The following is a 20,724-nucleotide window of genomic DNA, read 5'->3' as shown; positions in this document are numbered from 1 at the left end:
CAGCGACGACGAAATCCAAGCCACGAAGGCAGCGAAGTTAACAATGCCGCAGCATCCCACGGATATACCCATAGAACTTAAGCCTGCAGGTGCCAGTTGGTGAAAGGCCCCAACGCATCCATCACAACCTTGTGCAGTTACCCCATGCGGTTCTTTTTCACTTTCATCTGCGGGGAAGGCGTGGTTTTCTGGTGTTACGTAATTTGGCGCAAAAAAAAATAGCCCCGCGTTGCGGGGCTATCATGTTGTTACTTTTGCTTTGCCTTGGCAAACGCATCGGCGAAGGCGTTACCCATAGCCTGATTTTGCGACGGGCCGCTTTGCCGCTGCCCTGAAGACTTGCCTTTCGGTTTCTGACCGCCTTTAGGCTTGCCTGCGCCAGACTTATTGGCAGGAGCCGGGCTATCATCCAGGCGCATGGTAAAGGAGATGCGCTTGCGCTGGACGTCGACTTCCATCACCTTCACTTTCACAATATCACCGGCTTTAACCACTTCGCGCGGGTCCGAAATGAATTTGTTTGTCAGCGCCGAAATATGCACCAGACCATCCTGATGAACACCCACATCCACAAACGCACCGAAGTTGGCCACGTTGCTTACCACTCCCTCCAGAATCATTCCGGGCTTAAGATCGTTGAGGGTCTCAACCCCTTCTTTAAACGTCGCGGTTTTAAACTCCGGACGAGGATCGCGGCCGGGCTTATCCAGCTCTTTCAGAATGTCTTTTACGGTGGGTAAGCCGAAGTCGTCATCGGTAAAGTTGTCGGGTGACAAGCTTTTTAATAAGTCGGTATTACCTATAAGGTCGTTAACGGCGACGGCGGTGTGGTCGACAATTTTGTCGACTACCGGATACGCTTCCGGGTGAACCGCAGAGCTGTCCAGCGGGTTGGTGCCGTTCACAATTCGAAGAAATCCTGCGGCCTGCTCAAAGGCTTTCGGTCCCAGACGTTCCACTTTCAGCAGCGCTTTGCGATCGCCAAACGCGCCATAGGTATCGCGAAACTGCACAATATTGTGCGCCAGAGTGCGGTTAAGACCAGACACATAGCTAAGTAGTGCTGGTGAGGCGGTATTTAAATCGACGCCAACAGCGTTTACACAATCTTCGATAACCCGGTCCAGCGACTTACCCAACTGACTCTGGCTGACATCGTGCTGGTACTGACCAACACCAATGGCTTTGGGTTCGATTTTTACCAGCTCAGCAAGTGGATCCTGCAGGCGACGTGCGATAGATACCGCACCACGTAACGAGACATCCATTCCCGGTAACTCTTTTGATGCCAGTTCCGACGCCGAGTAAACTGAGGCGCCGGCCTCACTCACCATGATTTTCTGAGCCTTCAGGTCGCTGTTGGCCTTCAGCATATCGCCAACCAGCTTGTCGGTCTCACGAGAGCCGGTACCGTTACCGATGCTGATGAGATCCACCTTGTGCTGCTTACACAATGTGGCCAGCGTACGTAGCGACTTATCCCACTGGTTTTGCGGCGCATGTGGAAAAATGGTGTTGGTGGCAACGACTTTACCGGTAGCATCAACAATGGCCACTTTTACCCCGGTACGCAGGCCAGGATCCAGCCCCATTGTGGTTTTTGCGCCAGCCGGTGCCGCCATTAGCAGGTCGTTGAGGTTTTTCGCAAAGACGTTGATGGCTTCTTCTTCGGCTTGCTCGCGAAGTGCACTGAAAAGTTCGGTTTCCATGTGCAGCGCTATCTTAATCTTCCAGGTCCACTGCACAACCTGCGCCATGAAGTTGTCACCCGGACGGTTGCGATGTGTGATCTGATAATGCTCGGCAATAATATGCTCACAGTGCGAAGACTGCGTGGTGTCTTCATTTTGTGGATCGGCATTAAGCTGGATGTGCAGCATACCCTCGTTGCGGCCACGGAACATGGCCAGTGCACGGTGCGAAGGCACTTTGCTCAGTTTTTCAGAATGTGCAAAGTAATCTTTGTATTTTATTGCTTCATTTTCTTTACCGGGGGCAACCGTGCTGGTGACGTGGGCGTTCTTTTGTAGGTAATCACGAATCTTTGCCAGCAAACCGGCGTCTTCTGCAAAGCGCTCCATCAGAATATAACGGGCGCCTTCCAGCGCTGCTTTAGTATCCGTCACGCCATTGTCAGCATTAATATATTGCTGCGCTTGGCTTTCCGGCTCCAGTGCGGGATCGTTAAACAGCGCGTCAGCAAGCGGCTCCAGGCCGGCTTCTATGGCTATCTGACCTTTTGTTCGGCGGCGAGGTTTATAAGGCAGGTAAAGATCTTCCAGTGAGGTTTTGTTGTCTGCACTGTCTATCTGGCTGCGCAACGCGTCAGTCAGTTTGCCCTGCTCTTCGATAGATTTGAGGATCACGCTACGTCTGTCTTCCAGCTCGCGCAAATAGGTCAGTCGCTGCTCCAGATTACGCAGTTGGGTGTCGTCCAGACCCTGCGTGGCTTCTTTACGATAGCGGGCGATGAATGGAACAGTTGCGCCTTCATCCAGCAGCGCGACGGCGGACTGAACCTGTGCCGGGTTAACGGCAAGTTCGTCGGCGATTTTGTTTATGATCATATAAGACTCTGAGACCTAACTCGTCAGTAAAAATAGACACCGGCGCAATGTTATCGCGTCCCGGTTGCGGGATGTGCTGACCGTGCCTTTGCGGTTGCTGTAAAAACATGTGGCAAAGGTCAATTCACCCCTAGCACGAAAAAAAGTGGAGCAAGTATATACTACAGCCCCCCGGTGACAGAAGTCCGATTATCTCTGCAAGCAGGCCAATTCTCGTATCTATCAATGCTATGCGTAAGAGGAAGCGATTTTACGCTGTAAACACATCGCTCAAGACAAACAAATGCCCTCATCAACATCGCTTCTTACGGGCGGTGACACTGAAAGGTTATACCGGTGGCTCGCAGTGGCAAAGTTGCACCATGGCAACGGGCATAAACTTGTATTTTGAGATCAAATCTTATCTGTCGGGTCATACCAAATCCGGTTTATCCACCAGGTAAACGTGCCGGCTTCGGTTTTGACAGTCACATCGTCATCTTCGACTTTTCCCACCAGGGCGCGGGCCATTGGAGAGTCGATAGAAATGTAGTCTTTGCGGCCAAAAATTTCATCGTAGCCAACTAAGCGCAATTGCATTACTTTTGCGTCATCGTTTTCAATTTCTACCCAGGCACCAAAGAAAACTTTGCCCTCCTGCTGTGGGGTGTAATCAACAACCTTCAGGTTCTCAAGGCATTTGCGCAGATAGCGTACCCGACGGTCAATGTCGCGCAGCTTCTTTTTATTATATTGGTAATCGGCGTTCTCACTTCGATCCCCTAAGCTGGCGGCCCAGGTCACTTTGCGCGTAATTTCCGGACGCTCTTCACGCCACAGATAGTCCAGTTCTTCTCGTAATTTCTGATAGCCCTTTCGGGTCACAAGTGGTGTTTTCACAATGAGGTCTGTTTTTACAATAACAATTGTTGAGTAGATGCCGATAATAATTAACTGCCGCTATGGCTTATAACACTTTTTGCGTATTTTTCGCAAAGGAAGAATAAAATTTGAACAGATGCTGAAAGGCAATGTCTTAATTATTAACTCGGTAAAGGACTAATACATTGCGAGCACCTTTAGCTAACGATGAGACTCAACCTATGAGCGGTCATCACAAGAAAACCAATGCCACAGCGACAAGCGCGACGATCGTTGGCTTTCTGCTTTTCCTCACTGGTGTGCTGCTGGTTATTGTTGGCATGATTGATGTTTTGGTTCGCATTGACTCCCTGCGCACCGGTCTGATGCTACTTGTGGGTATGCTCATGTATAAAGTAGGTCACATCATTTTGCATCACTATGCCACACTCAGAACGCGCAAAGAGCGCCGCCGACGTCCCCGCTAAATCAAGATGTTATATCAGCCTCATCTTTAGATAAAATCGTTCCAAAAAAGATCGTTCAGTCACCGGCAATGTTGTCAGCGTGAACTATACTTAGAAGTGAAAATTCGAGATACCAAGCATATTACGAATAGCCTGACTTACTAGCCAGGTACGCGCTTGAACCCATACAGGCGTCCATGCACGTAGGGATAAGGTGAGCAAGGATTACGCTGTCTTGAAAACAAAAAAGCCGACGCAAACCGTCGGCTTTTCTCTTGGGCGCGTTTTAACGTTTATTCAGACGCGTCCTGGCTTTCCGTTTCAACTACTTCCAGTAGTTCAACATCGAAAATCAGCGTTGAATTCGGTGTGATTGCACCTTGTGAACGTTGTCCGTATGCCAGCTCTGAAGGAATATGGAAGCGATATTTTGCACCTTCTTTCATTAGCTGTACGCCTTCCGTCCAGCCCGCGATAACACGGTTTAATGGGAAAACCGCTGGCTCACCACGCTTATAAGATGAATCAAACTCGGTGCCGTCCAGCAACGTTCCTTTATAATGTACTTTCACGGTATCTTCTGCCGCCGGGCTTGCGCCTTCGCCTTCTTCAAGAATTTCGTATTGCAGGCCAGACTCTGTGGTCATTACGCCTTCACGATTCTTATTTTCCGCAAGATATGCTTCGCCTTCAGCAATATTTTCTTCAGCTGCTTTGGCCGCCATTTCCTGTTGCTTAACGCGGATGGCTTCTTCACCAGCTTGTGCAAACTGTTGAATTTCCTGTGGGGTAAACTTCAGAGCGTCTTTCAGTGCATCATCGAAGCCCTGCTTCAGCGCGTCTTTATCCATTGGCTCGCCAAGTTGTTCCTGCTGCTGCGCACGTTGCTGTACGAACAGCCCCATGCTGGCTCCCATTGCGTAAGCTTGTTTCTGCGCATCGGTCATCTCTTCAGCCGCAACTGACTGTGCTGCAGTTTCCTGCGTTTCTGCCACGTCTTTAGTTTCAGCTGCTTCTTCAGTTTGCGGCTGACAGGCAAAAAGGCCTAATGCAGCAATAGTAGATAGGGCGACAAGCGACTTTTGCATAAAACATCTCCAAAAAGTTATAGGTCTTATCGTGCCTCTTGCTCAATAAAACTGCGCCATGTAGCGCGTTAAACACGATGTCAAAAGTAATAGGTTCCGTGCTATGGTAAACCCAGTGACTGTAAAGCGAAAGCCATTTGACTATGTTAACCCCACGATTGTTCCTGCCAATGTCGTTATTTTTCGCAATGTGCAGTGCGTTGAGCGGCTGTACCATACCCGATACGACACCGCTGAAGACATCGCGCGCAGTAGAAGAAGGGGCTTACGCCGCTGACATCTCACCGGATGGAACGGTAAGTGTGGTGTCGGGGGTAAATAATGGCATTAATGTCTGGAAAACCGGATCAGATACACCGACGTTCCAGTGGAGCCACCAGGGCGGGGCGGACAACACCGTTGTTCTGGTACACATTTCTGCTGACAACCAGTACGCCGTGACCGCAGACCGCACCGCCTTTGCGTTGTGGAATATGAACAATGGTGAGCCTGAAGGTTTCTGGCGAATAGACGAATCGTCAGTACGCGATATTGCTGTGGCTAATGCAGGGCGAGGGATTCTGGTGGGCCGGTCGAATGGAACCGTGATGTATTTCGAGCCGCAAACCCAGCGCCGCCTCGAATTCCTGGGCCATCAGGAGAAAGTAAACAGCGTAGATATTTCACCCAATGGACGATTCGCCGTGAGTGGTGGAAACGACTACACAGCGTACCTGTGGAGTACCGAGAGCGGGCAGATCATTCACACGTTTCATCATCCTACCCGGGTGACGCTGGTGGCGCTGGACGATCAGGGTCGCTATGTATTTACCGCTGACAGTCAGCAGAAATCGCAGATATGGGATGCACAAACAGGTGAACCCATCAGCAACTTGCAGTATATTGCGCGCCAGAAAATATTCACCGATGCCGTTTTCTCTGCAGATGGTAAGTACTTGCTAACCGGCTCGCCGTCCCGACGGATTTTTTTATGGGATGTGCAGACCGGCGAGCAACTGGAGTCATGGGAAGTTGAACCCCGGCAGGATCATAGTCCGCCGACCGCCGTGGTATATGGTGTCGGGTTTATCGATGATGACCGCATACTTTCATTAAGCAGCAGTGGCCTGGCAGAAATCTGGGAAGTAAATCATGACAATTAACAACACAGCAGATGCGCTAGCGCAGGCACAACAACAAATTGAAGAACTGGAAACAAAGGTCGCCTTTCAGGAGCATACCATTGAGAGCCTGAATGACGCGCTGACCTCACAGCAAAAGCAACTGGATGATCTGTCGTTCAAGATGAAGCATGTTATTGACCGCATGAAAACCATGCAAACCTCGAACATTGCCAAACAGTCAGAGGAAACACCGCCTCCACACTATTGATGATTCGAAAAGTCACCGTGAGAGCACTGATAAACCGTTCCCGCAGTGAATGTCATCTGAAAATACAGTGCCCGTGAACCGCAATCAGCCTGAGCACGGCAAGTTAGCCTGATATCGAGCCCGGTTTCTTCAGACGCCAGCAGCGTCTTCGGCACTCGCTTCGTCCGGCTCGGATTCTGTCTTCACATCATCCAGGGTGATGCTGTTTTCAAGGCTGCCCTGCATTGCTTTGATAAACGCGTTTTTTAATACACCACCGAGTGTGCTGAACGTGTCAGTTTCAGGATCGCTGAGCGTCCCTTCTATCGGAATCCGTGTGGCTATCTGATCTTCCGACTGGTTTTCAAACAGCTCAGTCACAAAGGCTGAGGCCATTTCACCGATAGCCTCAAAAGGGCCGTCGCCATCTCGCTCGATGTCACCTTTCCAGGAAAACACTTCGACATTATGAATGACTGGCTTCGCGTAACCAGTAATGCTGCCATTATCCGCTGCCAACTCCATAGCGAATTCCAGCGAACCGGCTTCCAGGTCAAATGGCGCGTATGTATCTAACAGGTTTCTGAAATTTACCAGCGCCACATTGCTAGCCTCTACATTAATATCAAATGTGGGCTTTGCTGTGCTGGGATCCATCGAGCCTGATGCTGAAATATATCCCTGCTCAGCAGTCTGTCCAGTCGCGTTAAGCGTTGCCACCATGTCTTTTGACAGATCGCGGCTATTCACCAGGTTGCGCAGAATGAGTCGGATATCGTGTAATGAAATATGTATTTGCGGTGTAGTGTCGGGATTGTGAAAGGCTATCTGACCATTGAAAATGTCGAGTCGATCGATTTTCAGTGGGAACAGCTGGTTGGCAATACTTAGCCAGTTTTCGTTTCGGCCGATCTGGCTTCTGGACTGATCCCGTCCATCAACGAAGTTTATCTCCGGTTCGCGAATTATCACGGAGCCGACAGCAGAACCATCAAAAAGCGCAGACCAGAGCAGAGAAAACTCAACATAATTTGCCCTGAATAACGGTTTGTCTACTTCACCGTTTTCTTTATACAGCAGCACTTGCTCAAGAGAATAGGCTCCGCGCCACAGCATCAGATCGACATCTCCCACCCGGCCATCATACGAGCCTGGCTGGCTGAGCGTTTTGTTGATATACCACTGCGCAGCGTAGGGCATGGCGATACGCGCTGAAAGTAAAAGTAACGCGATCACAAGAAGTGGATACAGCCAGAGTTTGCGTGTCATACACCTCGCCTTGCCGGGCCGCCGGTGGCGACAGTCCGGAATAAACTATTGCATCTGTCAGTTGTTTCAATTCCTGTGCCACCACTTTTTTACCAGCGATGCAGCGCTGATAACGGCTGAGAGTGATCATGGTAGCGGCAATGATGTGCTGTCCAGGCCTTATTCGAAGCGGCCTCGGTACAGGAGCCTGTAGGCGGAGGAGGAAAATGGCAGTGACACTTAATTGCTAAGTGTCACAAAAAAGAAATTATACGGCGACTGTCATAGCAGGAAACCTTTCACACTGTTGGTAAATTGGTAACGATGCCTGCTATTCCTATTCCGGTTTGAACAAACCAATAACGTTTTCTTGTTCTCGGGTTTGAGACTTTACGGCGTCATCAGTTTGCGCCTCAGAATACCCGCATTTAACGCATTCTAATTTCTCAACGTTGTTCTCAAAGTACAACGAAATGGTATCCAGCGCCTGACACTTAGGGCAGGTCGCGCCGGCAATGAAGCGTCTTTTCACTCGTTTTTGCATAATACCTCAACGCGTGGAAGCAGATGAATACACCTGCGATGCTGCAACAGGAGACGGTATGTGTTGCCACGGCCTTCTGTTCACTTTAGCGCGTATTATACAGCAATTTACCGGCGCATGGCATTAACACGGTGTAATCCCGTGTGTTGCACCAGCAAAATCTGGCTCAGGTATCGGGTGCTGTGAAAAACCGTGTCTGAGAGGCAGATTGTCGGTGCAAGAGTATTAATCGTGTCTGGTAGATTTGGTATGATACGCGCCCTTGATACTGGCCGGATGTACGTACCTATGATAAAGCTGACAGATGTTACCCTGATGCGGGGACGCAAAGTCCTGTTAGACCACGCATCTGCGCAGGTATTCCCCGGCCATAAGGTCGCCCTTATCGGTGCGAATGGGTGTGGAAAATCGAGTTTATTTGCCTTGCTCAGAAAAGAGCTGAGTGTTGATACCGGTGAGTGCCACGTACCCTCGCAGTGGCGCATCGTCAGTGTGGCACAGGAAACGCCCTCTTCAGATCGGGTTGCCATCGACTACGTTATCGATGGTGATAAGCACCTGCGCGCTCTGCAGGCAGAGCTGGCAAAAGCGGAAGAGAAAGAGGATGGTGAGGCTATTGGCCGTGTCCATGGTCAGCTTGAGCAAGCGGGCGCATATGACGTAGAAGCCCGCGCGGCGACAATTCTGGCCGGGCTCGGGTTTAGCCCCCGTCAGCTGACTGCACCTGTTTCTGATTTCTCGGGCGGCTGGCGCATGCGCCTGAATCTGGCTCAGGCACTGCTGTGCCCCTCTGACTTATTGTTGTTAGATGAGCCGACGAACCACCTCGACCTGGATGCGGTTATCTGGCTGGAGAAGTGGCTTCAGCGCTACGATGGCACACTGCTGTTGATATCCCACGATAAAGCCTTCATTGACAGTACTGTCCAGCACATTCTTTCAGTTGAACAGCAACAGTTAGTGACCTACACGGGTAACTATTCTGCCTATGAAACTCAGCGCGCTGAGCGCATCAGGTTGCAGAATATTGAGTACCAGAAGCAGCAGGATAAGATTGCGCACCTCGAGTCTTTTATCACCCGCTTTAAAGCCAAAGCCAGTAAAGCCAAACAGGCGCAAAGCCGCATCAAACAGCTCGAAAGGATGGAAACCCTGCTGCCTGCCCATGCCAGCAGTCCGTTTAATTTTGAGTTTGAAGCACCCACCGCGTTGCCTAACCCGCTGGTGCAAATGGAATCAGTGAAGCTCGGCTATGGCGAGCATGTTGTGCTGGAGCAGGTGCAACTGAATCTGGTACCGGGAAGTCGGATTGGCCTGTTGGGCCGTAACGGCCAGGGTAAATCAACGCTAATCAAGTTACTTGCTGGCGTGCACAATCCTATGTCGGGGATATTTTCTACAGCCAAAGGGCTTAACGTTGGCTACTTTGCGCAGCACCAACTGGAAACTCTGGATCCAAAGGCGTCCGCCTTACTGCATTTGCAACGACTGGATGAAAAGGCCACCGAACAAAGTTTACGTGATTTTCTCGGCGGCTTTGGCTTTCACGGCGATGAAGCGCTGGGTGCGGTGGCACCGATGTCTGGTGGAGAAAAGGCCAGGCTGGTACTGGCCTTGATAGTTTACCAGAAGCCGAACTTGTTGCTGTTGGACGAACCGACCAACCACCTCGATCTGGAAATGCGTCATGCACTGAATATGGCCTTGCAGGGCTTCAGCGGCGCAATGGTGCTGGTGTCTCACGACAGGTTCTTACTGGCCTCGGTGTGTGAAGACTTTTATCTGGTTGATGGTGGCCGTGTCGGCGCCTTTGATGGCGATTTGGATGATTACCGACAATGGATCTTGGCACAGCAAAATGAAGAAAAAGCAGCTGAAAAGCCAGAGCAGCCAAAACCTGACCGTAAGGCTGAAAAGCGGCGAGAGGCAGAATTCAGGCAGTCAGTCGCGCCATTGAAGAAGGCCATTGATAAGCATGAAAAAGCGATGGAAACCCTGTCCGCAAGGTTGGCAGAAGTTGAGCAGGCTCTCACACGAACCGAGTTGTACGATGAGGAAAACAAAGCAGAGCTGATGACGCTTTTGGATAAGCAAAGCTCGACCAAGCAGGCGCTGGAAGATGAGGAAATGGCGTGGCTGGATGCGCAGGAGTCACTGGAGCTAGCCCGAAAGGAGTATGACCATGCCAGCTAGTCTGACTCAGGAAGCATTCTGGCAGTACAGCGTGCGATTGTACGAGCGCGAGGATGTGGCATCACACTGCCTGTCGCTGCAGGATAACTATCAGGTAAACGTTAACTTACTACTTTTGGTTTGCTGGTGTATGACGCACAACGCGATTGTGACGTTGCCAGCCATACAAAAGCTGTCTGATGCGATAATAGACATCGATCAACAGCTACTTGCACACCGGGGTACTCGTCGCGCCTGTCATCCCGATAACGGTGGCGATAAAGCACTTTACGAAGAACTGAAGGCGCAGGAACTGGAACTGGAGAAGCGATGCCAGCAGGTGTTGGCGGATGCGTTCAATGCCTTAGCAGCGCAACAGTTTGAAGGAGATGCAGTGAACCCCAGTATTGTAGCTCTGATACATTTTTACGGGTTAAAAAACAAGCAGGACGCAAGAGCCAGCCTGACGTATCTGATGACGCAGGCAAAACTGGCCTGAAGCCGCGGTTAGCACAAGAATAAACTATGACAAAGAAAAGCTTATCTCACGGACAGATTATTAAAAGTTGTTTCCGCGCCCCTGCCTGGGCCAGAAACCGGCATATCCAGACGATTTGGCCGCGTTTTATTCAAAAGCGTATGCCATTGAAATATACGATGGAGAGGCTGGAACTGCCGGACAGCGATTTTATCGACATTGCATGGGGGCCTCAGCCTGAAAAGCCCACCGGCGTAGTAGCAATGTTTCATGGACTGGAAGGCAGTATTCGTTCTCATTACGCGAACGACATGATGGCGTCTCTCAGCCGGCACGGCTGGCAAGTTGTGATGATGCATTTTCGTGGGTGTAGCGGCGAGCCTAACCGCTTGCCCCGCGCCTATCACTCTGGCGAGACAGAGGATCCGTCCTTTTTTCTTGAGTGGCTCAGTACGCGCTTTCCAGCGCTGCCGAAAGTGGGGATCGGCTTTTCGCTTGGCGGTAATATGCTACTTAAACTATTGGGAGAAAATCCCGCACAAAAGTGGCTGAATGCCGCTGTGTCGGTGTCGGCACCACTCAAACTGGCGGAATGTGCACAAAGCATCAATCAGGGCTTTTCGCGGGTGTATCAGAAATATCTGTTAGCCAGCATGAAAGCCACGTTGAAACGAAAAATGGAAACGATCGACTACCGTAGCCTTATTCAGCTGAAACGGGAAGATGTCGATGCTATTCAGGACTTCAGGCAGTTTGACGAGCAGGTTACCGCACCGTTGCATGGTTTCAGAGATTCGGCTGATTACTATGAAAAATGCAGCGCATTTCACTTTCTCAGCGCGATCCACTGTCCTACGCTGGTATTACATAGCATCGACGACCCGTTTATGAATCACCTAGTCGTGCCACAGGAACAGGATCTCGCGCGGCCGGTCACGGTGGAGCTAAGTGAACAGGGCGGCCATGTGGGCTTTATGCAGGGAAATGTACTCAAACCAACAGTATGGCTGCACGACAGAGTAGAACGGTTCGTAAAAGCGCACTTGCCCGTAACGGATGATGCGCACTATCAGGAGGCGAAATGATAATTCCTATCCAGGAGCTGTCGACAGATACACTTAGAAACATTGCTGAGTCTTTTGTTCTGCGCGAAGGAACGGACTATGGTGATGTGGAAATGAACTTTGATGACAAAGTTGAGCAGGTGCTGGCGAACCTGAAAAGCGGGGAGGCCGTTTTACACTATTCAGAGCTTCACGACAGCATTGATATCAAATCAAAAGATGCCTTATCAGACGAGGATGAGTCCGCAGAGTCAAACCGCGATTACTGATAAACGAATATCATGTGACTTTACTATATTAATGCTTGATGTAAGTGAGTGTTAACTGATGGAAGGGTGGCGACCTGACCGGTCTGAGGAGGAATGCCGGCCAGGTCGCGTTGATACCAATCTTCGTTTGTGGCGACGATTGGTATAACCAGCGGCGGACATCCTTCAGACACCCGCCAGTGATACATTAGAACGCGTAGCGCGCAGTTACTTGCATAATGTCGATTTCGTCAATCACTTCATAGCTGGCACCTACAGCCCATTGAGGGGTAATGTAATAGTTTCCGCCAAACTTAAACGTCGCGTCGCCTTCATCAACGTCGTAATAGCCAATCTCTCCCATCAACTCAACCTGCTCAGTGATCATGGAACGTAAACCCGCGCTTACGCTGTAGCCAGTATCGTCGTAGCCGTCGGTATCAACACGCTCCAGATTTGCGCCGAAGTAAGCGTCAGTCGTGCTGTTTACTGGCAAGCGATAACCGCCACCCACCGTCAGCATATCGAAATCAAAGTTACCCTCTTCAAAGAAACGGTATTCACCATTGAGGTAAATATTCTGATTCAATGCGTATTTGCCTTCTATTGCCAGACCATCGGGCTCGAACGACTCATTCCCGTCAAAGTCCATCTGAGTATAGCCACCCTCAACGTATTGCCAGTTTGGCGAGGCTGCTGCAATGCCTGATGCTGTGATTGCTATTGCACCAGCCAGTAAGCTAATTGATTTACGCATATTCAAGTACTCCTTTTATCTCTTGTTCCCGAAGACGGGAGCAAGTCCCTTGCCAGCTATAAGAAATTTCTTAATAAATCACGTTAACGTACTAAAAAATAAGTCTATTTTAGATTACTCATACTTTCATATGAGGGGGCAGAGGCGCGCAATTAACATTGGGAAGTACGCCAAGCAGACATTGTTGTGTCGCAAAAAAACAACAGTTTTGCAGGGGCGCGTGCACAAAGGAGGTAAGCCAACGTCCTCAACAGGCATGGAGTCACCTGTCATTGATTTCTATTGCTTTGTTTTTTAATAGAAAAATAAAAAATTCAGGCTCGGAGTCGTCAGATGGATCGGCATTTGCAATTCAGTGATTCCACTGAGGAGGAGGATTTATGGCAGAAAGACAGATACCCGTTCAGATTCGTAAAGCAGCTACGCAATTATTGTGTGCTACAGTGCGTTCGCTGCGCGCGTCGACACAGTATCTTTCTGTAATTATCGGGCTTGCGATGATGCCGTTATTCACATACAGCGCCGCGAAAGAAGTCAGCCCGGACAATATGCCGCAAGAAGCTGCACCCATTCTGCAGTCGGTCATTGAGGATGCCAGGCAGTCTGCGCGTACCGAATACGCGCCTGACGATCACGGCCTGCACAAGAAACTAACAGCAATGGATTACCAGGCTTATCGCGCCATTCGGTTTGATGCTGAGAAAAGTCTGTGGCGGGATAAGAACGAATACGAGATCCAGTTCTTTCATCCCGGCTTTTTATATGAGAAGCCGGTGTCTATTGTCACCGTCGGAAGCGATAACCAGACGCAACCACTTACGTTTAGCAGCGATATGTTTCGCTACGAAGACAGCGCCACAGCGTTGAAAGGCCTGACGAATGAAAAATCTGGGTTTGCAGGATTTCGTGTCCACTACCCGATAAAAAATGACCAGTATAAAGATGAATTCGCGGTATTTCTGGGCGCTTCGTACTTTCGTCTGGTGGGAAAAAATCAGGTGTATGGCATTTCTGCGCGCGGTCTGGCAATTGATACCGCGTTGCCAAAAGGAGAGGAATTTCCCCATTTTACCAAGTTCTGGCTGATTGAACCTGCACCCGGTGAGCCAATCACCGTGTATGCCCGCCTGGAGAGCCCGTCGATAGCCGGTGCGTATAAATTTGAAATTCAACCAGGTACAGATACTACGGTGGCTACTCAGGCATGGCTTTTCGCCAGAGAAGACATTGAAAAGCTAGGCATCGCGCCGTTTACCAGTATGTTCCTGTATGGTGAAAATACAGAAAAGGCTCACGACGATTATCGCCCGGAAGTTCACGACAGCGACGGTGTAATGATGCAAACCCATAGTGGTGAAGTAATTTGGCGGCCGCTGACGAATCCAAAGACATTACAAATTACCTCGTTAAGTGATACCCATCCAAAAGGCTTCGGGATGCTGCAACGCGATACGCGCTGGGAAAACTACCTGGATGCGGAGGCGAATTATCATCTGCGCCCGGGGCTGTGGGTTACGCCGGAACAGGGGTTTGCTAAAGGTCGGTTGGAGCTGGTGGAAATTCCAACGCCGTCTGAGACACATGACAATATTGTGGCGTACTGGGTACCGGAAAAGCCCTTGATGGAAGGGGAATCTGCGTACTTCGCCTACACACTTGCTACCGTTGAAGGCAGTAAAACCGCCACTGAGCTGGCGAGTGTTGTGCATACACGTCAGGGCGCGAGTGTGCTTCCTGGCGAAGAAGTCACAGAGGAGACCCAAACCCGACGCTTTGTCGTCGATTTTTCGGTGCCACAGGGTAAGCAAATCGATCCTCAAGGATTGTCACTGTCGCTGTCTGCAGCGCAGGGCAAGACCGTTCAGCCCCGCACCTATCTGGTGAACGGCGGCAATAATATCAGAGTTACATTCTTACTTGAGCCAGATAGCTCATCGGCGGTTGATATGCGCATGTACATCAACTATCAGGACCAACGTATCAGCGAGGTGTGGAATTATGTCTACCAACCGAAATAAGCCTTTGGTTTCTTCCGATGCCCCGTCGTCGGTCGACAATCACGAATCCGTATTAATGACGGTAGCACAGCGAGCGCGTCTGCTTATTATGGCGCTGCTGGTGATCCCAACTACCGCGCTTGCCGGATGGAGCCTGTATGAAATTTTCCGTCCCAATGGCGTGACTGAATTAGAAATTGCGCAGCTCGGGCTGGCGCTGATGCTGTTTGGCTGGCTGTCGATGGCATTTTGGACCGGAATAATCGGTTTCACTTTGCAACTGTTTCGTATTGATCCCTTAAGTTTGAAAAAGCAGCTTTCCAAACCTCTGGCAACAACATCGCTCAATCAACGCCATGCCGTGGTGATGCCGGTCTATAACGAAGACACGCAGCGCATTATGGTGGGGTTTGAAGCCTGTGTCAGAGAGCTGGTGCAATCTGATGAAGCTGACAAATTCGATTTTTATATGCTAAGCGATACTCGTGACGAGGCAATGGCTGAAGCCGAACTTCGCGCATGGCAGCGACTCACCACACGGTTGGGCGCTTACGCCAATCAGCTTTTTTACCGCCGTCGCGAACAGAATAGTCACCGCAAAGTAGGTAATCTGAAAGATTTCTGTGAGCGCTGGGGTGCACACTACGAGTCGATGATTGTGCTGGATGCCGACAGTGTTATGACCGGTGAACGGATGTTGGATCTTGCCCGCCGGATTGAAAAGAACACTGATACTGCGCTGATTCAGACCATCCCCATGCCTGTTCGACAGGACACGTTCTTCGGACGGTTTGTGCAGTTTGCCGCGCACCTTTATAGCCCAATGTTGGCTACCGGCTTGTCTTTCTGGCAAACCGACAGCGCAAATTATTGGGGTCACAATGCGATTATTCGCATTGCACCTTTCATGCAGCATTGTGGGCTGCCCACGCTGTCTGGCCGCGCGCCGTTCGGTGGTGAAGTATTAAGTCATGATTTCGTGGAAGCGGCGCTGTTGCGTCGCGCTGGCTGGCAGGCGTACCTGCTGACTGACACCACGGGCAGTTATGAAGAAGTCCCCAGTAATATGGTGGACTACGCAGTGCGGGACCGTCGCTGGGTTCAGGGCAATATTCAGCACCTTGGGTTACTGGGTGTGAAAGGCCTGAAAACCACCAGCCGGCTGCACTTCCTGTTTGGGGCGTTCGCCTACCTCTCCTCTCTGGTGCTGTTTTCCATGTTAGCACTCGGTACGGCGGACGCCCTAATTCGAGCAACGTCAGCGCCACAGTTTTTCAGCTCACAGTATCAGCTGTTCCCAGACTGGCAAATTGCCAGACAGGACATGATGATGGTAACAATGTGGGGAACGGCAGCGCTGTTATTCCTGCCCAAACTACTGGGCATTGTGCTGGCACTTATTCAGCGTCGAAGTGACTTTGGCGGGGCGCGAAAGCTGTTATCCGGCGCGGTTGTCGAATTAGCGATGGCGGTACTTATCGCGCCATTGATGATGTTCTATCACAGCTACTTTGTGCTTAGTGTCATGGTAGGCCATTCTGTAAAGTGGGAAGCGCAAGCGCGCGAAGGCCGCATGGTGCCCTGGTCAATAGCGCTTAAACACACGCAGTTAATGAGCTGTCTGGCTGTGGCATGGGGTGTTACTACCTGGTATTTCACACCATCGCTGTTTATGTGGTTGCTTCCCGTGCTAAGCGGTATGGTGCTGGCTGCCCCGATTATTCGTCTCACCAGCAGTGCAGGCTTCGGCGCTATGGCTCGCCGGTTCGGCATTTTTGTGATTGATCAGGAAGTGCGTGAATGCATGGCGTTAAAACGGGTCCGTATTGGCATGCAGCATTTTGCCCTGACGCGCCAGAAGGCCGTCATCCCTGTATTACCTGAGTCACGCTGGACACCTATGGTGACACAGGCCCTTGACGCGGAACCGTTACCCATGAGACCGGCAGTGAACCCTGCAAGCAGCTAAATGGGACTTACCCTTTGAATCTTAGCGAATACCACCCTTTGAAAAGCCGGATTAACACCGGCTTTTCTTTTTCTCTGCGCCGAGCGCGTGTCCGCCATTAACGGCCGTGACTGATTACGGCTGAGAAGACCAGATGTAGCGTAATAGATGGTCAGAAATGTTGAGCGTAAGGAGGCGTCGGGACTAAGGCAGTCAAGAAATATTATGCCCTGAAAAGCTGTAAAAACGGGGATGAATCTGCCGGCACCTGTCGGCGCCAGCAGCGATGTATTACTTGGTAAAGGTTGCCGTAAAGGTCACCGGGACCGTGGAGGTGATGCTTTTCAGACCGGCGATTTCACGCAGTGACTCTACCCCGCTCTGAAGCCCGAAATCACCGACATTCAACAGTGTTGGTTGCGTTGTGCTTACCGACACCGTGCTATCATCGACATGGCTTACTGCAATATGAAACGTGATAGGTGCTGCCATACCGTGCAGGCTTAACATACCTTCAACTGGGCCGAGTTGCACATCGCCCGCTTTTCCAGACAGCATCGCTTTGGGTACAGAAGCTTCAAACGTGGCGGATGCAAACTCGGATACATTAAACAGCATCTCTTTCATACGGGTGTTACGAATATCAATGCCGGTGTCTACTGAGGCCAAATCGATATTAATGGTTAACTTGCCACTGTCACTCACATTACCTGTTAGCGAGGTGAATTGATGTACTTCCGTCACCTGCGCATTTTTCGTAGACAGAAAATGCAATGCGGTTTGCTCGGCATCCAGCTCCCAGTCTGCTGATGCGCTGGCTGCCACAGAAGATAATGCGATACCAATTGCCGCACGTTTGATATGTCGAGCCAGCGTGATGTTGTGGCTATTACTGATTGTCATACTGAATTATCTCCTGCCATGGCACTCGCTGATCGCCCATAACAACAAAGTCAGGGTTTTCCAGCGTGTGTCGTTCGTTATAAGTCAGCGGCTCAAAGTTTGCCGCCATAATACGGCCGCCTGCTTCAGAAATGATGCATTGCGACGCGCCGGTATCCCATTCACCGGTGACGCCGATGCGCATAAATACGTCGGCCTTACCTTCGGCAATAAAACATGCTTTGAGTGAACAGCTGCCTAAAGGTAGTGTTTGATATACGCGTTTTGCGCATAAACGGGACAATACTTTGTCACGTGATTGACGGCGACTGATAGCAATCATAACTACACTGTTTTTCGGGTCGTCAAGCTTGCGCACGTGAATCTGCCGCTCGCCCAGCGGACACTCTTTGAAAGCGCCCTGCCCTTCACTGGCGTAATACAGAGTTTGGCCCGGTGGCCAGAATATTACGCCAATAACCGGTTTGTTGTTCTCTACCAATGCAATATTTACCGCGAAATCGCCACTGCGTGCGATGAATTCCTGCGTACCATCAATAGGGTCAATCAACCAGTACCGATCCCAGTGTTCGCGTTCGTTTAGGCCGGCATTCTGGTTTTCTTCTGAAAGGATAGGAATATCCGGCGTGGCCTCTTTAAGGCGCTTGTTAATAATGTCATTGGCCAGATAATCGGCGCTGGTGACCGGAGAGTCATCGTCTTTCTGATAAGCGTCGAAATCGCCTTTATCATATATGGCAAGAACAGCTTCGCCAGCTTCGCGGGCAATCGATTTTGCCAGTCTCAGAAGGCTTTCATGGGTGTCTTCGGGCATAGGTTATTGCTCCTTAAGCCACTTTTGTGCAAGCAGAAGTGCAGCAATACAACGCGCCTCAATAAAGTCTTCACGCGCCAGCAACGCGTCGGCTTCTGCAAGCGGCCAGGTCACTACCTCAAGGGGCTCTGGCTCATCGCCGGGTAACCGCTTTTCATAGAGATCACTGGCAATCACAATGTTCATTGTGGCATTAAAAAAGGTGGGGGCCATACTGACCTGATGGATATCGTGAAGCACGTTGGCACCGAAGCCTGCCTCTTCCTGTAGCTCGCGGTTAGCGGCTTCAAGGGGGCTCTCACCGGGGTCAATCAGGCCTTTCGGAAAGCCCAGCTGATAGGAGTGGGTACCGGCGGCATATTCACGAATAAGGATCATGGTGTCGGCGTCCAGCATGGGCACAATCATTACCGCACCACGATTGGTTCCTGCCATGCGTTCAAACTGGCGGGTAGCGCCGTTCGAGAACTCCAGGTCAACCTGCTCGACTCTGAACAATTTACTCCGGGCAACAATTTCCCGGTGATGGATTTGGGGGAGTGGCTTGTCTGGATCAATATTTCGCATGTCTCTCGCTACAACTTTCGTTATCATGGCGGTCTGTCATTAAGCTTACTGTATTATAAGGAAAATCGCTTGCCATTTCTGCCCTGGAATGAAATCGACACTGTCTTACTGGATATGGACGGTACCCTGCTTGATCTACGGTTTGATAACCACTTTTGGATTGAGCATTTGCCGAAAAAGCTGGCAGAGAAAACAGGAGAGCCGCTGGAGGTGTGTCGGGCGAACATGCTGGCGCATTATGAGCGGGTGTCGGGGAAAATTCAGTGGTATTGTCTGGATTACTGGGCAGAGGAGTTACAGCTGGACATTATGGCGGCCAAGCGGGAAGTTGAGCATCTCATCGCCATGCGTGAAGATACCATCCCCTTCCTGGATGCCCTTCACGAGAGTCACAGAGAAGTGGTGCTGGTGACCAATGCGCATCCGGGCAGTCTGTCGCTGAAAATTGAGCACACCAAACTGGACAGTCACATTGATAATCTCATCTCTACCCATGAGTTTGGCGTGACGAAAGAATCACAGTTATTGTGGCAGAAACTGCAGGCTCGTCTGGGGTTCGACCCGGCCAGAACCCTGTTTGTGGATGATAGTCTGACCATTCTGCAAGCAGCGAAAGACTTTGGTATTAACCACCTGTTGGCAGTGAGCAACCCGGACAGTCAGCTACCTGCCAGAGACATCGATGGATTCCCCGCGGTTTCTGACTATCGCTCGCTTGTGAACGATATCCGGCAGAATCCCGTTACCGCTGGTCGTAAGGAGTAATGTAATGGCAGATTGTTTTGTGGGGTCGAGAAACCCGGTCAAAGTAGAAGCCGTAGAGTTTGCAATTGGTGATATGTTGGAAATGCCCCTGCTTACCGTCGGCCTTGGCGTAAAAAGTGGCGTAGCGGATCAACCCCTGACGTCTCAGGAAACGCGTCAGGGAGCAATTAACCGAGTCGAGGCCTGCATGGCCCTGATGCTGGACGATTACCCGGATGCCTGGTATGTCGCCATTGAAGGTGGCGTCGATGTATTTGAAGATGGTCCTGCTACCTTTGCCTATGTGGCAATCTGCCACCGGGAAAAGTGGTCGGTTGGTCGCAGTGCAAATCTGCCGCTGCCACCTTCCGTATTCCAGGCGCTTCAGGAAGGCAAAGAGTTGGGGCCGGAAATGGACAGATTGTTCAACACCCACAATATCAAACAACAAGTGGGAGCTATCGGCCTGCTTACGCATAATCGTGCTACCCGCCAGTCAGTGTATGAGCTGGCAGTTACGTTGGCACTGGCTCCCTTTAACTTTCCGGATTTGTATTAACTATCAGCAGCAAGAAAGCTAAATAATGCTCTGACACACCCGTTTATTTTTATTTAAATTTATTCCGCACATCTTTTTACTGCTTTTTCACTGCGTAAACTCGCCGCCTGCTCGAAAGGAATGAGCAGTGGGGCAGCCCCTCATCGATGAACTGTTATTGACGCGCTTCTTGCCATAACTCTGTAGTGAAAACGGGAAGCGCAAGAACAGCATTAAGACGAAAGACCGCAATTCTTCTTTTACGCTGAACGCAGTCGCATGCTGCTCCGACGCGCCTGCCGGGTCACCTGACAGGGATAGGGAGGCAACGGGTTTTGCCATATACAGCCTGTACGAAGCGAGGCTTTTTCTCCACATGGCTATTATTGC

At 50.6% G+C, this 20,724-nt stretch carries 20 protein-coding genes; 11 read left to right on the top strand and 9 right to left on the bottom strand.

Annotation, left to right across the window (positions count from 1 at the left end):
- Window positions 1–248 precede the first annotated feature (248 nt).
- Window positions 249–2,567: a Tex family protein gene (locus ACLBLI_RS18740; RefSeq protein ID WP_414829043.1), complete on the bottom strand. Its 2,319-nt coding sequence runs from the start codon at window positions 2,565–2,567 to the stop codon at window positions 249–251.
- A gap of 393 nt (window positions 2,568–2,960) precedes the next feature.
- Window positions 2,961–3,446, bottom strand: a complete 486-nt coding sequence (gene greB, locus ACLBLI_RS18735; RefSeq protein WP_414829042.1) for a transcription elongation factor GreB — start codon at window positions 3,444–3,446, stop codon at window positions 2,961–2,963.
- Window positions 3,447–3,613: 167 nt separating this feature from the next.
- Here greB and ACLBLI_RS18730 point away from each other — a divergent pair, with 167 nt between their 5' ends.
- Complete coding sequence (locus tag ACLBLI_RS18730) at window positions 3,614–3,895, top strand: hypothetical protein (protein WP_414829041.1); 282 nt, start codon at window positions 3,614–3,616, stop codon at window positions 3,893–3,895.
- Window positions 3,896–4,167: 272 nt separating this feature from the next.
- Here ACLBLI_RS18730 and fkpA read toward each other — a convergent pair whose 3' ends face one another.
- A complete protein-coding gene (gene fkpA, locus ACLBLI_RS18725; protein ID WP_414829040.1) occupies window positions 4,168–4,962 on the bottom strand; it encodes an FKBP-type peptidyl-prolyl cis-trans isomerase in 795 nt (264 codons plus the stop codon).
- A gap of 170 nt (window positions 4,963–5,132) precedes the next feature.
- Here fkpA and ACLBLI_RS18720 point away from each other — a divergent pair, with 170 nt between their 5' ends.
- Both ACLBLI_RS18720 and ACLBLI_RS18715 read left to right on the top strand, forming a co-directional pair.
- Complete coding sequence (locus tag ACLBLI_RS18720; protein ID WP_414831010.1) at window positions 5,133–6,104, top strand: WD40 repeat domain-containing protein; 972 nt, start codon at window positions 5,133–5,135, stop codon at window positions 6,102–6,104.
- Complete coding sequence (locus tag ACLBLI_RS18715; protein ID WP_414829039.1) at window positions 6,094–6,333, top strand: SlyX family protein; 240 nt, start codon at window positions 6,094–6,096, stop codon at window positions 6,331–6,333. Before ACLBLI_RS18720 ends, ACLBLI_RS18715 begins: the two co-directional genes overlap by 11 nt.
- 129 nt (window positions 6,334–6,462) lie before the next feature.
- Here ACLBLI_RS18715 and ACLBLI_RS18710 read toward each other — a convergent pair whose 3' ends face one another.
- Together ACLBLI_RS18710 and ACLBLI_RS18705 are read right to left on the bottom strand one after the other, a co-directional pair.
- On the bottom strand, window positions 6,463–7,581 hold the full coding sequence (locus ACLBLI_RS18710; RefSeq protein WP_414829038.1) for a DUF748 domain-containing protein: 1,119 nt from the start codon (window positions 7,579–7,581) through the stop codon (window positions 6,463–6,465).
- A 316-nt stretch (window positions 7,582–7,897) separates the two neighbouring features.
- Window positions 7,898–8,104: a YheV family putative zinc ribbon protein gene (locus tag ACLBLI_RS18705; RefSeq protein WP_414829037.1), complete on the bottom strand. Its 207-nt coding sequence runs from the start codon at window positions 8,102–8,104 to the stop codon at window positions 7,898–7,900.
- A gap of 288 nt (window positions 8,105–8,392) precedes the next feature.
- Here ACLBLI_RS18705 and ACLBLI_RS18700 point away from each other — a divergent pair, with 288 nt between their 5' ends.
- The 4 genes from ACLBLI_RS18700 to ACLBLI_RS18685 are packed head-to-tail and all read left to right on the top strand — an operon-like array spanning window position 8,393 to window position 12,087.
- The gene (locus tag ACLBLI_RS18700) at window positions 8,393–10,297 is read left to right on the top strand and encodes an ATP-binding cassette domain-containing protein (protein WP_414829036.1); all 1,905 of its coding nucleotides are present in this window, start codon (window positions 8,393–8,395) and stop codon (window positions 10,295–10,297) included.
- Entirely contained in the window at window positions 10,287–10,775 is a 489-nt protein-coding gene (locus tag ACLBLI_RS18695; RefSeq protein WP_414829035.1) for a TIGR02444 family protein, read from the top strand. The genes ACLBLI_RS18700 and ACLBLI_RS18695 overlap by 11 nt, the downstream gene beginning before the upstream one ends.
- A 26-nt stretch (window positions 10,776–10,801) precedes the next feature.
- Window positions 10,802–11,839 (top strand): hydrolase, encoded by a 1,038-nt coding sequence (locus ACLBLI_RS18690; protein ID WP_414829034.1) that lies wholly within the window; start codon window positions 10,802–10,804, stop codon window positions 11,837–11,839.
- Entirely contained in the window at window positions 11,836–12,087 is a 252-nt protein-coding gene (locus ACLBLI_RS18685) for a YheU family protein (protein ID WP_414829033.1), read from the top strand. Before ACLBLI_RS18690 ends, ACLBLI_RS18685 begins: the two co-directional genes overlap by 4 nt.
- A 187-nt stretch (window positions 12,088–12,274) precedes the next feature.
- Here the strand turns inward: ACLBLI_RS18685 and ACLBLI_RS18680 are convergent, their stop codons facing one another.
- Complete coding sequence (locus ACLBLI_RS18680; RefSeq protein WP_414829032.1) at window positions 12,275–12,823, bottom strand: outer membrane beta-barrel protein; 549 nt, start codon at window positions 12,821–12,823, stop codon at window positions 12,275–12,277.
- A 380-nt stretch (window positions 12,824–13,203) separates the two neighbouring features.
- On the opposite strand from ACLBLI_RS18680, the gene ACLBLI_RS18675 reads away from it, so the two are divergent.
- A complete protein-coding gene (locus tag ACLBLI_RS18675) occupies window positions 13,204–14,841 on the top strand; it encodes a glucan biosynthesis protein (protein ID WP_414829031.1) in 1,638 nt (545 codons plus the stop codon).
- The gene (gene mdoH, locus ACLBLI_RS18670) at window positions 14,822–16,789 is read left to right on the top strand and encodes a glucans biosynthesis glucosyltransferase MdoH (RefSeq protein WP_414829030.1); all 1,968 of its coding nucleotides are present in this window, start codon (window positions 14,822–14,824) and stop codon (window positions 16,787–16,789) included. Before ACLBLI_RS18675 ends, mdoH begins: the two co-directional genes overlap by 20 nt.
- 270 nt (window positions 16,790–17,059) lie before the next feature.
- On the opposite strand, the gene ACLBLI_RS18665 is transcribed toward mdoH, so the two are convergent.
- Genes ACLBLI_RS18665 through nudE form a run of 3 tightly spaced genes read right to left on the bottom strand, consistent with a single transcriptional unit; the run spans window position 17,060 to window position 19,052 of the window.
- Complete coding sequence (locus ACLBLI_RS18665) at window positions 17,060–17,671, bottom strand: YceI family protein (RefSeq protein ID WP_414829029.1); 612 nt, start codon at window positions 17,669–17,671, stop codon at window positions 17,060–17,062.
- Window positions 17,658–18,485: a 3'(2'),5'-bisphosphate nucleotidase CysQ gene (gene cysQ, locus ACLBLI_RS18660; RefSeq protein WP_414829028.1), complete on the bottom strand. Its 828-nt coding sequence runs from the start codon at window positions 18,483–18,485 to the stop codon at window positions 17,658–17,660. The genes ACLBLI_RS18665 and cysQ overlap by 14 nt, the downstream gene beginning before the upstream one ends.
- Before the next feature lie 3 nt (window positions 18,486–18,488).
- Window positions 18,489–19,052: an ADP compounds hydrolase NudE gene (gene nudE, locus ACLBLI_RS18655; protein ID WP_414831009.1), complete on the bottom strand. Its 564-nt coding sequence runs from the start codon at window positions 19,050–19,052 to the stop codon at window positions 18,489–18,491.
- A 69-nt stretch (window positions 19,053–19,121) separates the two neighbouring features.
- Here nudE and yrfG point away from each other — a divergent pair, with 69 nt between their 5' ends.
- Entirely contained in the window at window positions 19,122–19,817 is a 696-nt protein-coding gene (gene yrfG, locus ACLBLI_RS18650) for a GMP/IMP nucleotidase (RefSeq protein WP_414829027.1), read from the top strand.
- 4 nt (window positions 19,818–19,821) lie between these two features.
- Entirely contained in the window at window positions 19,822–20,355 is a 534-nt protein-coding gene (yjjX, locus tag ACLBLI_RS18645; RefSeq protein WP_414829026.1) for an inosine/xanthosine triphosphatase, read from the top strand.
- The last annotated feature ends 369 nt before the right edge of the window (window positions 20,356–20,724 follow it).

Origin of the sequence: Alteromonas sp. H39 (genome assembly GCF_047556435.1) — a bacterium.
Lineage (GTDB): Bacteria > Pseudomonadota > Gammaproteobacteria > Enterobacterales > Alteromonadaceae > Alteromonas.
The sequence above is the reverse complement of the archived record's forward strand: the minus strand, read 5'-3'. Positions and strand labels throughout refer to the sequence as shown.

Bases quoted from the DNA above. Each gene is read 5' to 3' on its own strand.
- ACLBLI_RS18740 (WP_414829043.1), bottom strand. From the start codon at position 2,567: ATGATCATAAACAAAATCGCCGACGAACTTGCCGTTAACCCGGCACAG.
- fkpA (WP_414829040.1), bottom strand. From the start codon at position 4,962: ATGCAAAAGTCGCTTGTCGCCCTATCTACTATTGCTGCATTAGGCCTT.
- ACLBLI_RS18720 (WP_414831010.1), top strand. From the start codon at position 5,133: ATGTCGTTATTTTTCGCAATGTGCAGTGCGTTGAGCGGCTGTACCATA.
- ACLBLI_RS18715 (WP_414829039.1), top strand. From the start codon at position 6,094: ATGACAATTAACAACACAGCAGATGCGCTAGCGCAGGCACAACAACAA.
- ACLBLI_RS18710 (WP_414829038.1), bottom strand. From the start codon at position 7,581: ATGACACGCAAACTCTGGCTGTATCCACTTCTTGTGATCGCGTTACTT.
- ACLBLI_RS18705 (WP_414829037.1), bottom strand. From the start codon at position 8,104: ATGCAAAAACGAGTGAAAAGACGCTTCATTGCCGGCGCGACCTGCCCT.
- ACLBLI_RS18700 (WP_414829036.1), top strand. From the start codon at position 8,393: ATGATAAAGCTGACAGATGTTACCCTGATGCGGGGACGCAAAGTCCTG.
- ACLBLI_RS18695 (WP_414829035.1), top strand. From the start codon at position 10,287: ATGCCAGCTAGTCTGACTCAGGAAGCATTCTGGCAGTACAGCGTGCGA.
- ACLBLI_RS18690 (WP_414829034.1), top strand. From the start codon at position 10,802: ATGACAAAGAAAAGCTTATCTCACGGACAGATTATTAAAAGTTGTTTC.
- ACLBLI_RS18685 (WP_414829033.1), top strand. From the start codon at position 11,836: ATGATAATTCCTATCCAGGAGCTGTCGACAGATACACTTAGAAACATT.
- ACLBLI_RS18680 (WP_414829032.1), bottom strand. From the start codon at position 12,823: ATGCGTAAATCAATTAGCTTACTGGCTGGTGCAATAGCAATCACAGCA.
- ACLBLI_RS18675 (WP_414829031.1), top strand. From the start codon at position 13,204: ATGGCAGAAAGACAGATACCCGTTCAGATTCGTAAAGCAGCTACGCAA.
- mdoH (WP_414829030.1), top strand. From the start codon at position 14,822: ATGTCTACCAACCGAAATAAGCCTTTGGTTTCTTCCGATGCCCCGTCG.
- ACLBLI_RS18665 (WP_414829029.1), bottom strand. From the start codon at position 17,671: ATGACAATCAGTAATAGCCACAACATCACGCTGGCTCGACATATCAAA.
- cysQ (WP_414829028.1), bottom strand. From the start codon at position 18,485: ATGCCCGAAGACACCCATGAAAGCCTTCTGAGACTGGCAAAATCGATT.
- nudE (WP_414831009.1), bottom strand. From the start codon at position 19,052: ATGCGAAATATTGATCCAGACAAGCCACTCCCCCAAATCCATCACCGG.
- yjjX (WP_414829026.1), top strand. From the start codon at position 19,822: ATGGCAGATTGTTTTGTGGGGTCGAGAAACCCGGTCAAAGTAGAAGCC.